This window comes from Glutamicibacter sp., assembly GCF_035257265.1.
Classification (GTDB): Bacteria; Actinomycetota; Actinomycetes; order Actinomycetales; family Micrococcaceae; genus Glutamicibacter.
This window is the reverse complement of the sequence record NZ_DATEXC010000056.1, coordinates 60,764-74,245: the sequence shown is the minus strand read 5'-3', so window position 1 is coordinate 74,245 and position 13,482 is coordinate 60,764. Positions and strand designations below refer to the sequence as shown.

The window sequence follows — 13,482 nt, the reverse complement described above, 5'->3', positions numbered from 1 at the left end:
CCTCGCTCCTTCCCACCGTTGCCGGTCCTCACGGTGCTAGGTGCCAAGCTAGCGATGCCGGCGCCGTGCAATGTTTTAGTTCATTCGTTATAGCACATTCGCGTGATGACAACTAATTACCCGTTCGACACTACTATAAAAAAGTGCCCCGGATCGGTTGATCCGGGGCACTTCGCTCGTGGCTTGATGCCACGAAGGTTTTTAGTGCTTAAGCGCCCAGCGCTTCCATCTTCTTATTGTGCTTTTGCACGTCCTCATCGCCGTGGCGCAGCTGGTAATACAGCGGAGCTTGCACGAAGAGGGTCGATAGTGCCGAAACGATAATACCGACGAATAGCGCCAGCGACAGGTCCTTGAGCGTACCGGCACCGAGCAGGTAGGAACCGATGAACAAGATCGAAGCCACCGGCAGCACTGCGACCACCGAGGTGTTGATCGAACGCACCAACGTCTGGTTCACCGCGAGGTTCACCTGCTGCTGGAAAGTCCGCTTGGTCTGCTGCTCAAAGTTCTTGGTATTCTCTCGAACCTTGTCGAAGACCACCACGGTGTCGTACAGACAGTAACTGAGAATCGTCAGGAAGCCGATAATCGCGCTAGGGGTGATCTCAAAACCGGACAGTGAATAAATTCCGGCGGTAATGATAATCACTACCAGCAGACCAATAATGGCTGCGGCAGACATCTTCCAGGTGCGGAAGTACGCTGCCATCAGCAGGCCCACCAGCACGATGAAGACCAAGAGGCCCAGCACCGCCTGACGCGAAACATCCTGCCCCCAGGTTGGGCCAATGAAGTTACTGGTTACCTCACTGGCTTCCACCTCGTAGGCTTTGGCCAGATCTCCGGCAACGCTGATCGTCTGATCATCGCTGAGTCGATCGGTCTGCACGCGCATGGTGCCCGGAGCGATATTCGTGACTGTGGCTTTGGCGCCATCAGCGGCGTTTTTCACCACATCTTCGCCGACGCTGACCTCGGTGTTCTGCACACCAGAGACCATAAATTCCGAACCGCCACGGAAATCGATTCCGAGGTTGAACCCGCCCTTGGCCACTGGGACCAGGATCGAGGCGATTACCAAGATGCCGGCGATCAAGAACCACAGACGATGCTTCTGCGTGAACGGGTAGGAGCGCTTCCCGGTGTAGAGCTGATTGCCCCACTCTGCGAGCTTATTCATTGTTCTCCTCCCGGTTTGCTTCGGCGCGGCGGCGCTCGGCGATGGTCAGCCGCTTGGCTGCCTCACCGCTGGCCTTAGAGTTCTTCTTGCCGCGGTTCTCCTGCGCATTTTCATTAAAGCTGCGCACCCTGCCGGCACCGCGGTACAGCGGCACCGCGCCAAGCAGCGATGGGTCCAGGCCGGAGAGGCGGTGCCCGTCTGCGAAGAACTTTGTGCGTGCCAGCAGCATCAAGGTTGGGTGGGTCAGACCGTAAACGACGATGAGGTCGATGATTGCGGTCAGGCCCAGGGTGAAGGCGAAGCCTCGCACGTTGCCCACTGCTACCAGGTAGAGCACGATGGCGGCCAGCACGTTGACTGCCTTCGAAGCAAGAATGGTGCGCTTAGCGCGCGACCAGCCGACATCGACTGCGCTGGCCAATGATCGGCCATCACGCAGCTCATCACGGACACGTTCGAAGTACACGATGAAGGAGTCCGCAATCAAGCCAATGGCCACGATCAGACCCGCGACACCTGCCAGCGAGAGACGATAATTCATCGCCCAGCCAAGTAAGACGATCGCGAGGTAAGTCAGTACACCGGATGCTAGCAACGAAGCAATCGTTACCAGACCCAGTGCGCGGTACTGGAAGAGCGAATAGATGAACACCAAGATCAGGCCGATGACACCGGCAATGAGACCGGCTTCAAGCTGGTCACCACCCAAGGTCGCCGAAACCTGCTGCTCAGACTGAATCTCAAAGCTGATCGGCAGTGCGCCGTATTTGAGCTGCTGAGCTAACGCCTGTGCGGACTCCTCGGTGAATCCTCCAGAAATCTGTGGGCGGCCATCGGAGATCACCGCATTGGTGGTTGGAGCTGAGATGACGGTTCCGTCAAGCACGATGGCGAACTGGTTCTGTGAACCCTGCAACGCGATGAGACGCTGAGTCGTTTCCGCAAAGGTTGCGGCGCCCTGCTTATTGAACTCGATCACCACGACCCATTCGCCTGTCACCGCACCCTGCACGCCGCGTGCCAAGTTGGCATAGGCATCAGAAATTTGGTCACCTGGAATTTCCTGCGGGCCGAGGATGTACTTCACTCCCTGGCGCGGGTCACAGGAGATCATCGCGGTCTTAGGATCGTGATCGGTAGTTTCACGCTTCTCGAGCTCGATTGGGCAGTCGTAGGCCTCGAACTCTTTGTAAAGCTTTTTGGTGATCCAGCTGGTATCCGAAGGATTCTCCGGCTTAGCCGTAGGGGCTGGAATGTCTTTGTCAGCCGTGCGCTGTTCCTTGGGAGTTGCCTCGTAGGAACCGGTAATGAGCACCGGGCGGAATTCCATATTCGCCGAGGCCTGGATCAGCTGGCGAGTTTCAGCATCCGGGGTACCGGGCATCGACACGACGACGTTACGTCCAGACTGGGTGGTGATTTCGGTTTCCGAAACACCGGAACCGGCTACACGCTGGCGAATGATCTCCACCGCTTGATCAAGCTGTTCCTGGCTGATCGTCTCATTGCCTTTAACCCGGGGCGCCAGGATCATCTGGGTGCCGCCTTCGAGGTCGAGCGCCAGCTTTGGGGCCGCGCCGGTCTTGCCCGTCGACACACCAGCAACCAGAACACCGGTTGCAATGATGAGGACGACCAGTAACCACAGCAACGCCTTGCGTGCCTGTTTTACAGGTCCAATTGATGACATCTATTGTGCTTTCTTGAACTGGTGGCGTGCTAGACAGCCACCACGATGGTGCCTGCCTTAGGCGTTGCGGTCGTCCTTGCCCTGGTCGTTCAAACGACGAAGGCTCTCTTCTGGGGATTCGGCGACGGCAGGAGTGCCAGCGGCTTCTTCGGCAGGAGCCTCGGTGACTGCTGGATCCAAGAAGGTGGAGATAGCCTGGCGGTGCAAGGTGAGCACCACGCCATTGGCAACCTCGACAAGCACACGATCCTGCTCATCGATGGAAATGATGGTGCCGAAGATGCCCGAGTTGGTCATCACCTTGGCACCTGGAACCGACTTGGTCTTCAGTGCTTCTTGTTGCTTGGAAACCTTCTTGCGGCCACGGATCATCATGATGATCAGCACTGCGAAGAGCGCGACCATCAGAATCATGGATGGATTGAAGCCGCCACCGGCTCCCTGTGCAAGGACGAGGGAATTCACTTGTAATACCTGCTAACGATTCGTTTAAAGAACTAAGACGCCCGGGCACGCCAAAGTCAGGGCGTGTGTCGGGCGTCTCCAGTCTAATGGCTAGAAGCAAAGCACCAAGCCATTTACGCGGGCAGAGTAGAGGTATTCATCTAATCCTCATCGGATTCATAGCTTTGCGTTCCGGCAAAGATCGCATCCTTAGGCACCGCGAGGCCCAAATGCTCCCAAGCCGCTGGCATCGCGATACGCCCGCGCGGGGTGCGTCCCATGAGTCCTTCACGAACCAAAAAAGGCTCAGCGACGGTTTCTACGGTTTCGCTTTCTTCGCCCACCGCGATGGCCAGGGTCGACAGCCCTACCGGTCCCCCGCCGAATTTAAGACACAGGGCTTCGAGTACCGAGCGGTCCAGACGGTCAAGCCCCTTGGGGTCAACCTCGTACATCTCAAGTGCTGCAGCGGCCGCAACTTGATCGATCTCTTCAAGTTTGTTCACCAGCGCCCAGTCACGCACGCGGCGAAGCAAGCGGTTCGCGATACGTGGGGTGCCACGCGAACGTCCAGCGATCTCGCTGAAGGCCGAGGAAGTCACACGTAGATCAAGCATCATCGCCGAACGGCGAAGCACCAGTTCGAGTTCTTCAACTGCATAAAATTCTAGATGTCCGGTGAAGCCAAAGCGGTCGCGTAGCGGACCAGGAAGCAACCCGGCACGGGTGGTTGCCCCCACCAAAGTAAATGGCGGAAGTTCCAATGGAATAGCGGTAGCCCCGGCGCCCTTACCGACAATAATGTCGACGCGGAAATCTTCCATGGCCATGTAGAGCATTTCTTCAGCCGGCCGGGACATCCGGTGAATCTCGTCCAAAAAGAGCACTTCACCCTCGGTGAGCGAGGAGAGAATGGCAGCCAAATCTCCCGCGTGCTGAATGGCAGGGCCCGAGGAGATGCGTAGCGGGGCATTCATTTCCGCGGCGATAATCATGGAGAGCGTGGTTTTTCCCAAGCCGGGAGGGCCCGAGAGCAGCACGTGGTCGGCGGTGCGCTCGCGGATCTTCGCCGCTTCAAGCATGAGTGAGAGCTGTTGGCGCACCCGGCCCTGACCGACGAAGTCATCCAGATTGCGCGGACGCAGGGCAGCTTCAATCACCCGCTCTTCGGGTTCACTGCCGGCGTTGGTCAGCTGCGAGGAATCATTCACAGGGTTATCCTATCGGGCACGGGTGCCGGTGGACATGCTACGCAGCGCCGCACGCAGAATTTCGGAGACGTTGCCGGTTTCGACAACTTCAGGGTTCGCTTTGCCCAGTGCCTTCAATGTAGATTGCGCGTCCTTTTCGGTCCAGCCTAGGCCGGTGAGCGCCTCGATGACCTGCGGCTCCCAGACCGAGCCGGTGCCCGGACGGGCTGTGGCGGTATCTACGCCGGTGGGGATCAGCTTGCCGTTCAGCTCCAGCACGATTCGGCTGGCGCCCTTGGGACCGATGCCCGAGACCTTGGTGAAGGCGGCGGTGTCTTTGGTGTTCGCCGCGACGCGGACCTCTTCGGGGGTGTGTACCGCCAGGATCGCCAGGCCTGTGCGGGGACCAACACCCGAGACGCCGATAACTACTTCGAATACCTCTCGTTCGTCGGGGGTAGCGAAGCCAAATAGCGTCATCGAATCTTCGCGCACCACCATTGAGGTGTGCACGGTGGCTTCACGGCCCACGTGCAAGGTGGATAGCGTGCCGGGGGTAGCTTGGATAAGCATGCCGAAGCCGTTGACGTTGATAACCGCGGTGTTTAGGGTTACCGCCTGGACCGTGCCGGTCAGTGAGCTGATCATGCCACTCCTCAAAAGTATGTTCGAACGCTTCCAGCTTATCGAAGATAGTTACGAATGGCGATTAGCGACGGGCCGCACGATGCTTCGAGGAGGCTTCGGCGGCAATCCATGCCTGCTGCGCGGCGGTGAGCTGCTGAGAACCGGTGCGTGCGGCGGATGCTGAGGCCGAAGCGTTGGAGCCAACGGCCGCGCCACGCCATCCGTGGGCGATGGCCAGGGCCACCGCATCGGCGGCATCTGCGGGTTTAGGCGGCTCATCGAGACGGCAAATCTTGGCGACCATCTTACCGATGGCTGCCTTGGTGGCCTGCCCACTGCCGGTGACCGCGGCCTTAACTTCGGTGGGGGTATGCAGGGCCACCGGTATGCTGCGCCTCGCGGCTGCCAGAATAATGACGCCGGTGACCTGGGCGGTCCCGATGACGGTAGAAACGTTGGCCGAGGCGAAGACCCGCTCCAGGGCGAGTACGTCGGGCTGGTGTTTATCAAGCCAGGCATCGATCGCATCGGCGATGGTGAGCAGCCGCGCGTCCAGCGGGGTGCCCGGTGGGGTGCCGGCGACGGTGACATCGATTAGCTCCACCTTGCGGTTGGCTGCGACGTCGACCACGGACAAACCACAGCGGGTCAGTCCGGGGTCGACGCCTACGACGCGTAGGGCCAAGTCCTACTGCTCTTCGTCGAGGGCCGCACGGACCTCGTCGGACAGGTCGGCGTTGGTGTAAATGCCCTGCACGTCGTCGAGTTCTTCCAACGCGTCGTACAAGTGCAAGAACTTGCGCGCACCCTCAACGTCCAAATCAACCTTCATCGACGGAATGAATTCCATTTCGTCGGTTTCGTAGGCGATTTCCGCTTCATCCAGCGCGGCAGCTACCGCACGCAGATCCGACGGGTCGCAGACAATAGCGAAGGTTTCGCCTTCGTCGAGAATTTCGTCGGCGCCGGCATCGAGTACAACCATCAAAAGGTCGTCCTCGGTCAGCTCGCCCTTGGGCAGACGAACAACACCCTGACGGGCGAAGAGGTAGGACACGGAGCCCGGATCAGCGACGGTACCACCGTTGCGGGTGATGCCCACGCGGACCTCGGAAGCTGCGCGGTTCTTGTTATCGGTCAGGCACTCGATGAGCAGTGCCGAACCCTGCGGGCCGCGGGCCTCGTAGATGATTTCGGTGTAGTCGACAACTTCGCCGTCAAGTCCGGCGCCGCGCTTGACGGCGCGATCGATGTTGTTGATGGGTACGGAGTTCTTCTTCGCCTTGCTGACGGCGAGTTCCAGTGCCGGGTTACCGGCCAGGTCGGCGCCGCCGGCGCGAGCGGCAACTTCGATGCCCTTGATGTATTTAGCGAAGGCCTTGGCGCGCTTGGCGTCAATGGCTGCCTTCTTATGCTTGGTGGTTGCCCATTTGGAGTGGCCTGACATGCTTTAAGCGTCTCCTCGCGTGAGATTAACAAAAAATTCGTGGATGGCCCTGCTTCCGGTAACTTCCGGATGAAAGCTAGTGGCCAACAAATTTCCCTGACGTACTGCAACGATTCTACCTTGTGCGCGGCTATCGGGGGCAGGCACCGCACTGAGCACAGCCACGTCGGGGCCTACTTGAACCGCTTCGGGAGCTCGAATGAACACCGCTCTGAGATCCTGGCCGGCAAATTTGAGCGTGTGCTCGAAGGAATCGACCTGCCTGCCGAAGGCATTGCGGCGCACGAGCATATCGATTCCGCCCAGCGTTTGCTGTTGCTCGCCGGTACTGGTGACCGCGGGGTTTTCCAGCCGGTCCGCCAGCATGATCATTCCGGCACAAGAACCGTACGTGGGCATCCCAGCCGCGATGCGCTCCTTGATCGGCTGCGCCAGACCGTAGTTGCGGGTGAGCCGGTCGATCACCGAAGACTCGCCGCCGGGAATGATCAGTGCGTCTACGGCTTTCAGCTCGTCGAGCGTGCGCACCATGCGGGTTTTGACTCCCAGGCTGTCGAGCGCTGCAAGGTGTTCACGGAAGTCGCCCTGTAATGCGAGCACACCAAATTCGCTCATGTTGAGCCTTCACAGTTTATGGATGGACGGCGCAGCAAGCGCCGAAATAACGTTAATGCCGGCAGGGCGTGCTGTGCCGTTTTATTTCTCGGTGTGTCGCCAGAAGTTTGCCGGGGTTGATAGGTTCAGGGACATGAGTGCAGATATTTCGTCCTTTAAATTGCCCGGTGATTTTTTGATGCCTGCCATCGGCTTAGGAACCTGGCCGATGCGCGAGTCAGAGGCCAGTGACGCGGTCACTTCGGCCCTCAGCATTGGTTACCGCCGGATCGACACGGCGGAAAATTACCAGAACGAGCCAGCGGTGGGCCTGGGACTTCGAAATAGTGGGGTGCCACGCGATGAAGTTTTTGTGACCACGAAGTTTAATAAACAATGGCATTCGGCCACCGGGGTGCGCCAAGCATTGGAAAATTCCCTGAATCGTTCAGGCATGGACTACCTGGACCTATTACTTATTCACTGGCCCAACCCGGAGCAGGGCACTTTTATACAGGCGTTCGCCGAGATGCAAAAGCTTGTAGCCGAAGGGCTGATTCGCGCCGCGGGTGTCTCAAACTTTAAGCCCGCACAATTGCAGATTTTGCTTGATGCGGGATTCACCCCAGCGGTTAATCAGATTCAGCTGGACCCCGAGCGGCGCAGTGCAGCGTGGGAGGAATTTAACACCGAACATGGGGTACTCACCGAAGCCTATTCACCGTTGGGCCGGGGGAAATCAGAGTTTTTGCAGCATCCTGCGCTGGTGCAGATTGCCGAGGCGCACACGAAAACGCCTGCGCAGGTGACCTTGCGTTGGCATGTGCAGTCGGGGCGGGCAGCGGCGCCGAAATCGGCAAACCCCTCGCGGCAGGCACAGAACCTGGATATCTTCGATTTTGAACTCAACGCCGCGCAGATGGCAGACATCGAGGCGCTGGATACCGGTGCCGGACCATTTACCGACTCGGACGAGTTCGGGCACTAGCCGGCGCTCTCGCCGAAGGACGGAAGGAACACCGCATGCAGTTAGAAGGTTACCGGCGGCCGGTAACCGGCGAGCAAAATTACTTTAATGACCGAGGTACACCCATCTCCTATGGTCAGCGGTGGCCCGGACAACCTGGCGAGGAGAGTTATACGGTGACCGTCCACCCACAGCGTTTTGCACCATTGCATACCGTGGCGCAGGCGCTAGTGGATTGGTTGTGTGCACGCTTTGAGGTGCGTGCTCTTCAAGACCCGGGAATAGCGGCCGAACTAAGTGAAACAGCGGAGCCGGCGGTTCAGTCGGTACGGCTGATTCCAGCCGATCGGGCCTGTGCACCGCTGAGTCTAGTGTTCACCGATTTTCCCGGGGTGACTTTAGCGGTTGTGATGCATGCGATGATTCAGTCGATGAACTGCTGGATGATTTAGAAGAACAGATCGCGACGGTAGTGGCCGGGTATTTCACCGAAATACTTGATGAGTCCGGAACCGGCCTGCTGACACACCGCTTTGATCCGGACGGGGTGGCAGGCCGCGAAAGCTCTGGCGGGGTGGAGGATATTTCTCCGGAGCATTTGGCCAGGGCGCGAGCGATGCTTCCAGCCGATGGCGTATGGGCGCCGTGGCCGGTGCGCCGTATCTAGTCCAGTTCCCAGGGTTGCAGGCCGTCGTCGAAGGCGCCATAGGCGTTGACGGTTTTGCTGGTGCGCGCCAGCGAGGCTTTGGCATCGGCCGCAGGCAGGCAGTCATCGACTGTGAACACCTGGCACCATCTGACCGGTGAGGAACTCAACTGATGTGGAACCCAGGCTAGCTCCCCCACCTTCCACTGATCTTTTCCGGTGCGGGTGAAGGTGGCCTTGATACTGATTCCCTCACGGTTCAGGATTGTGTCGGTGGCGTGCTTAGCTACCGAGTTACCCAGACCGTAGACGATCCAGGTGCCTTCATGCTTTTCAATGGGCAGCACCGAGTGGGTGTGATGCATGTAGATGAAATCGAAGGCGCCGGATTCGGCCAGGGTTTGGCCGAGCTTGCGCTGTGCGTCGCTGGGACGCGTACTGTATTCGGTGCCGTCATGAATGGCAGCGACCACTATTTCCGCGCCGGATTTCTGTGCGGCCTTGGCACGGGTGATCAGTTTTTTCGCGTCCACCCCGGTATCTACCCGCCAGTCGGTATCGGCGCGCATACCGTTGAGCGAGTAGGTGCTGGCGATGACACCGAGTTTGATGCCCTCGACGTCCATCAGCGGTGGTGCCTGCGCTTCGGTCTGCGTGCGGTAGGACCCGGTGGCGAAGAGTTTATATTTTTCTAGCGTGTCCAGCGTGCGCTTGACTCCGGCGGTGCCAATATCCACGGTGTGGTTGGTGGCGGTCGTGCAGCCGTCGTAGCCGATGGTTGCCAGGTCCGCGGCAATCTGGGCCGGCACGCTGAAGGTGGGGTATCCGGAGTAGGGCGGCGTGCCGATCGGTGTTTCGAGGTTGCACAGTGCCACATCGGCATCCTGGACATAGGGTTTGAGTCCATCCAACAACGGCAGGAAATCGTAGCCCTTGGAGGTTTTCGCTTCGGTAAGCAGTTGCGGGTGCAGCAGCACATCGCCGGTGGCCATCAAGGAGAGTTCTTTTGGCGCCGGCATTTGGCTCGGTGTTGGGCTAGGACTTAGTGTGTTCTGCTGGGCCGGCACTGGGCTGGGCGTGGGTTCCGCCGTTGACTGCTGCTGAGCCGCAGAACATCCCGTGAGCAGTAGTAATGCCAGGACCGCGAGCAGCGCACGTGACTTCATGGGTTCTACCCTATCGGCTGATACCTCGTGTTAATGCAAGCAAAATCACGTGTCCTGTGGTTATCTGGCACTATGCCAAACCCGCTTCTGAAACCCAGCGAACTGCCCTACCAGTGGCCAGATTTCGCCCACATCACCGCCGAAGATTACCTGCAGGCAGCCCGCAAGGGCGCGCAGGAGCATCTTGCGCAGATCGCCACCATCGTGGCCGATGCAAGGCCGGCGACTTTTGCGAACACCTTCCTCGCGCTAGAACGCAGTGGTCAACTGCTGCGCCGCACACTGATGGCCTATTTCAGTGTGCTGTCGGCACACGGCACCGATCAGTTGCGTGAGATCCAGTCCGAACTCAGCGGGATCATGACCGCACAGAGTGACGAGATTCAGCTGAATCCAGAACTTTATGCAAGGCTGCGCGAGGTGGATCTGGGTAAGTTAGCAGGCGAAGATGCCCGGCTAGCCAGCGAGACATTAAAGTCCTTTGAGCTTGCCGGCGCCCGCTTGGATGCAGGGGCTAAAGCGAAACTGAAGGCGCTGAACGCACAGCTTTCGGAACTGTCCACACAGTTCTCCACCAAGGCGTTAGAAAATCAGAATGCCCACGCCGTGCTCTTTACCGACGTGAATGAGCTCGAAGGCCTCGACGAGGCACGGATTGCTTCGGCCCGGGCGGCCGCTGAAAGTGCCGGTCACAACACCGGCTATCTGCTTCCGCTGGTCTCCCCTACCGGGCAACCGGTACTCGCCTCCTTGACGCGTTCGGAGTCACGGCGCAAGATTTTTGAAGCTTCGTTGAGCCGTGGGTCCGGGGAGAATTCCACGCTGCCGCTGGCCGCACAGATGGCGGCACTGCGTGCGGAGCGGGCAGCACTGCTTGGATTTGCGAACCATGCCGAAACTGTTTTGGCCGATGCAACGGCTCCCTCGACCGAAGCGGTAGCCACCCGGCTGAAGGAACTGACCGAAGCCGCGGTTCGTAACGCGCATGCTGAGGCGGACACGTTGCGCGAGCTGGCCGGCGGTGAGCTCAATGCTTGGGATTGGTCTTACTACTCCAATCAGGTGCTGCGCGAACGTTTTGCTGTGGACTCCGCAGCCCTGCGCCCCTACTTTGAGCTGGATTCGGTGCTGCACCACGGTGTCTTTGCCACCGCACAGACCCTTTATGGCCTCAGCTTCACCGAACGTTTTGACCTTCCGACCTACCACCCAGCGGTACGCGTGTGGGAAGTTTTTGACGCAGATGGCTCGGCCATGGCCCTATACAGCGGCGATTTCTTGGCGCGTGAAACGAAAAAGGGCGGCGCCTGGATGACTTCCATGCGCGATTCCGCCGCAGATCTGGATGAACGCCCCATCGTGACAAATACGCTGAATATCGCGGCTCCGGGTGAGGGCCAACCGATCCTTCTGACCTTGGATGAGACGAACACGTTGTTCCACGAGTTTGGCCACGCGCTGCATGGGCTGCTCTCCAATGGAAAATATGCGACCCTCTCGGGAACGTCGGTGCCACGAGACTTTGTTGAGTTCCCTTCTCAGGTCAACGAGATGTGGGTATTGCACCCGGATGTGGTTGGCGGCTATGCCAAACACTATGAAACCGGGCAGCCGCTACCCGAGGAAACCATCGAGAAGATCCGCGCTGCGGAGCTGTGGGGTCAGGGCTTTGCGACCACCGAATATTTGGCGGCCAGTGTGCTGGATTGGGCTTGGCATACCATCGATCCGGGAACCAGCATCGAGGACCCGGAATCATTTGAACGTGAGACCTTATCCAACTTTGGTTTCACCCCCGAGCTGATCCCACCACGGTACCGAACCGCGTATTTCCAGCATATTTTCGCCAATGGGTACTCTGCCGGCTACTACTCCTATATCTGGAGTGAGGTGCTAGATGCCGACACTGTGCAGTGGTTCGAGGAAAATGGCGGCTTAATGCGAGAAAATGGAATGCGGTTCCGTCAGGAACTGCTCTCGCGCGGAAATACGCGCGATCCACTAGAGTCTTACGAAATGTTCCGCGGACGCAGCGCACGAGTTGAACCGTTGCTGCGCCGTCGAGGATTGGTGAACGCAGAATAATGACGACAATTGCCTCCGCGCAAGAAGCTCTTAGCCATTGGCAGCAGGCCCTCGCGGTAGCTACAGGTGGCAAGATCTTTACCACCCACGGTTGCTCCTGGGCTTGGCAGCCGGTGCGTAAGCGCCTGATCCTGCTCTTTCCGGAGCATGCAGATTCCGCGGGCCTACGCCCGGCGTTTGCCGAGGGTATGCGCTTGGGCGCACGCCGCGTGGAAGCCTGGGTGAATTCGGGTTCCGATGCCACTGGACTCAAAGACGCAGGTTTTACCGACAATGCGCAGATCGCCTGGCATGCAGGACGACTCGCAATCCCGATGGAACGCTGGGAGGGGAAGATCCGGCTGGGCAATAATGTTCCAGAAGCCACCGGAGCCGACGCCGCAGAACTGAAAGTCACAAATCTGTGGCGTGATCCGTCTTCGCAGCTGTCCAGCGGCCACCCGGCATTACGCAGGGTGGAGCATGCTCTGGCACGCACCGAGGGAGGCGACATCGTCGGTCGAGGTTTTGTGCAACAAGGATTGAATGGTCAGGCGATGGTGCATTCGCTGGCGGTGGGCAAAGGCCACCGCCGTCAGGGCGTCGGCACCGCGCTGTTGCACGGACTGTCTCGGTCGCTAATCAATCCGCTGGATCCACCGGATGAGGATGCAACCCAGGAACTGCTTGCGGCGTCCCCGCCGAGCAGTGCGGACTTCTTCAGCGCCAATGGGCTGCGTTTGCTTGGACGCGGGCGGCATATGATTCTGCGTTCTTGGTCTTAACGTGAACAGTGAGTGGCGGGATCCTTACGGGTCCCGCCACTGCTTTTTAATCCGTTGGTCTCACCTTGTAGATCAGTCGTGCGAATGGACCGGCTTGATGGGCTTGGCGTAGTTCCAACCGGTCGCTTCCGATGTTGCGTGGCAGCAGCGCAGCCCCAGCCGCCAAGGTCACCGGTGCGATGGTGAGCGCCAGTGTGTGCAGGGCGTTAGCGTCGAGGAATTGGCCTAGTAATTCCCCTCCACCGAGCACCCAAATGTTCTTTGAGCCGGCAACATCACGAATCGTTTTTAGATGTCCTTGCAGGGCTCCGGAAACGAAGCGCACATCGGCACCTTTCGGTACCGGAAGCTTGCGGTGGGTGAAGACGAAGATGGTGATATTTGGGTAGAACTGCTGCCATTTTTCGGGTTCGGCAATGAGGTTTTCATGCTCCAGCATCCACTGGTAGGTATTTGCGCCTTCCACGTGCACACCGACATTTTTCGGCAGCAAATTAGGGTCTGGCTCCTGGGCTCCAGGAACATCAAAAAGCCACTGCAGACTATGACTCTCATCGGCCAAGAAGCCGTTTAACGATACCGCTGCGTCAAAAATTATTTCACTCATAACTCAAGTTTCCCATCGAATCCTCGCCTGTCGCCGAATTGCTGATGGTGTCCACAAGATCTGGCTGATTCC

General features: G+C 58.7%; 13 protein-coding genes and 1 pseudogene. 4 read left to right on the top strand and 10 right to left on the bottom strand.

Annotated features, from left to right (window positions below):
* Positions 1-208: 208 nt before the first annotated feature.
* From secF to pdxT, 8 genes are all read right to left on the bottom strand, one after another.
* A complete protein-coding gene (gene secF, locus VJ369_RS15740; RefSeq protein WP_324092988.1) occupies positions 209-1,183 on the bottom strand; it encodes a protein translocase subunit SecF in 975 nt (324 codons plus the stop codon).
* Positions 1,176-2,873, bottom strand: coding sequence for a protein translocase subunit SecD (gene secD, locus VJ369_RS15735; RefSeq protein ID WP_324092987.1), 1,698 nt, complete (start codon positions 2,871-2,873; stop codon positions 1,176-1,178). The genes secF and secD overlap by 8 nt, the downstream gene beginning before the upstream one ends.
* Before the next feature lie 57 nt (positions 2,874-2,930).
* Positions 2,931-3,338: a preprotein translocase subunit YajC gene (gene yajC, locus VJ369_RS15730; RefSeq protein WP_324092986.1), complete on the bottom strand. Its 408-nt coding sequence runs from the start codon at positions 3,336-3,338 to the stop codon at positions 2,931-2,933.
* A gap of 140 nt (positions 3,339-3,478) precedes the next feature.
* Entirely contained in the window at positions 3,479-4,528 is a 1,050-nt protein-coding gene (ruvB, locus tag VJ369_RS15725; protein WP_324092985.1) for a Holliday junction branch migration DNA helicase RuvB, read from the bottom strand.
* Positions 4,529-4,537: 9 nt separating this feature from the next.
* Positions 4,538-5,155 carry a Holliday junction branch migration protein RuvA gene (gene ruvA, locus VJ369_RS15720; protein WP_324092984.1) on the bottom strand — a complete coding sequence of 206 codons (618 nt, stop codon included), beginning with the start codon at positions 5,153-5,155 and terminating at the stop codon, positions 4,538-4,540.
* 61 nt (positions 5,156-5,216) lie between these two features.
* Complete coding sequence (gene ruvC / locus VJ369_RS15715; protein ID WP_324092983.1) at positions 5,217-5,819, bottom strand: crossover junction endodeoxyribonuclease RuvC; 603 nt, start codon at positions 5,817-5,819, stop codon at positions 5,217-5,219.
* A 3-nt stretch (positions 5,820-5,822) separates the two neighbouring features.
* Positions 5,823-6,581: a YebC/PmpR family DNA-binding transcriptional regulator gene (locus VJ369_RS15710; RefSeq protein WP_105674022.1), complete on the bottom strand. Its 759-nt coding sequence runs from the start codon at positions 6,579-6,581 to the stop codon at positions 5,823-5,825.
* Between the two features lie 3 nt (positions 6,582-6,584).
* Positions 6,585-7,196, bottom strand: a complete 612-nt coding sequence (gene pdxT / locus VJ369_RS15705; RefSeq protein ID WP_324092982.1) for a pyridoxal 5'-phosphate synthase glutaminase subunit PdxT — start codon at positions 7,194-7,196, stop codon at positions 6,585-6,587.
* A 133-nt stretch (positions 7,197-7,329) separates the two neighbouring features.
* Between pdxT and VJ369_RS15700 the strand changes: the two genes are divergently transcribed.
* Complete coding sequence (locus VJ369_RS15700) at positions 7,330-8,163, top strand: aldo/keto reductase (RefSeq protein ID WP_324092981.1); 834 nt, start codon at positions 7,330-7,332, stop codon at positions 8,161-8,163.
* Positions 8,164-8,198: 35 nt separating this feature from the next.
* Positions 8,199-8,809, top strand: a pseudogene (locus VJ369_RS15695) (DUF6226 family protein).
* Here VJ369_RS15695 and VJ369_RS15690 read toward each other — a convergent pair.
* Positions 8,806-9,954, bottom strand: a complete 1,149-nt coding sequence (locus tag VJ369_RS15690) for a CapA family protein (RefSeq protein ID WP_324092980.1) — start codon at positions 9,952-9,954, stop codon at positions 8,806-8,808. The pseudogene VJ369_RS15695 and the gene VJ369_RS15690 sit on opposite strands and share 4 nt — an antisense overlap.
* Positions 9,955-10,026: 72 nt before the next feature.
* Here VJ369_RS15690 and VJ369_RS15685 point away from each other — a divergent pair, with 72 nt between their 5' ends.
* The gene (locus VJ369_RS15685) at positions 10,027-12,039 is read left to right on the top strand and encodes a M3 family metallopeptidase (protein WP_324092979.1); all 2,013 of its coding nucleotides are present in this window, start codon (positions 10,027-10,029) and stop codon (positions 12,037-12,039) included.
* Positions 12,039-12,803, top strand: coding sequence for a GNAT family N-acetyltransferase (locus VJ369_RS15680; protein ID WP_324092978.1), 765 nt, complete (start codon positions 12,039-12,041; stop codon positions 12,801-12,803). The genes VJ369_RS15685 and VJ369_RS15680 overlap by 1 nt, the downstream gene beginning before the upstream one ends.
* A gap of 46 nt (positions 12,804-12,849) precedes the next feature.
* On the opposite strand, the gene VJ369_RS15675 is transcribed toward VJ369_RS15680, so the two are convergent.
* Positions 12,850-13,410, bottom strand: a complete 561-nt coding sequence (locus VJ369_RS15675; protein ID WP_324092977.1) for a dihydrofolate reductase family protein — start codon at positions 13,408-13,410, stop codon at positions 12,850-12,852.
* Positions 13,411-13,482: the final 72 nt, after the last annotated feature.

Excerpts from the sequence above, each read along its gene's own strand:
- secF (WP_324092988.1), bottom strand. The coding sequence starts at position 1,183 with ATGAATAAGCTCGCAGAGTGGGGCAATCAGCTCTACACCGGGAAGCGC.
- secD (WP_324092987.1), bottom strand. The coding sequence starts at position 2,873 with ATGTCATCAATTGGACCTGTAAAACAGGCACGCAAGGCGTTGCTGTGG.
- ruvA (WP_324092984.1), bottom strand. The coding sequence starts at position 5,155 with ATGATCAGCTCACTGACCGGCACGGTCCAGGCGGTAACCCTAAACACC.
- VJ369_RS15710 (WP_105674022.1), bottom strand. The coding sequence starts at position 6,581 with ATGTCAGGCCACTCCAAATGGGCAACCACCAAGCATAAGAAGGCAGCC.
- pdxT (WP_324092982.1), bottom strand. The coding sequence starts at position 7,196 with ATGAGCGAATTTGGTGTGCTCGCATTACAGGGCGACTTCCGTGAACAC.
- VJ369_RS15700 (WP_324092981.1), top strand. The coding sequence starts at position 7,330 with ATGAGTGCAGATATTTCGTCCTTTAAATTGCCCGGTGATTTTTTGATG.
- VJ369_RS15690 (WP_324092980.1), bottom strand. The coding sequence starts at position 9,954 with ATGAAGTCACGTGCGCTGCTCGCGGTCCTGGCATTACTACTGCTCACG.
- VJ369_RS15685 (WP_324092979.1), top strand. The coding sequence starts at position 10,027 with ATGCCAAACCCGCTTCTGAAACCCAGCGAACTGCCCTACCAGTGGCCA.
- VJ369_RS15680 (WP_324092978.1), top strand. The coding sequence starts at position 12,039 with ATGACGACAATTGCCTCCGCGCAAGAAGCTCTTAGCCATTGGCAGCAG.
- VJ369_RS15675 (WP_324092977.1), bottom strand. The coding sequence starts at position 13,410 with ATGAGTGAAATAATTTTTGACGCAGCGGTATCGTTAAACGGCTTCTTG.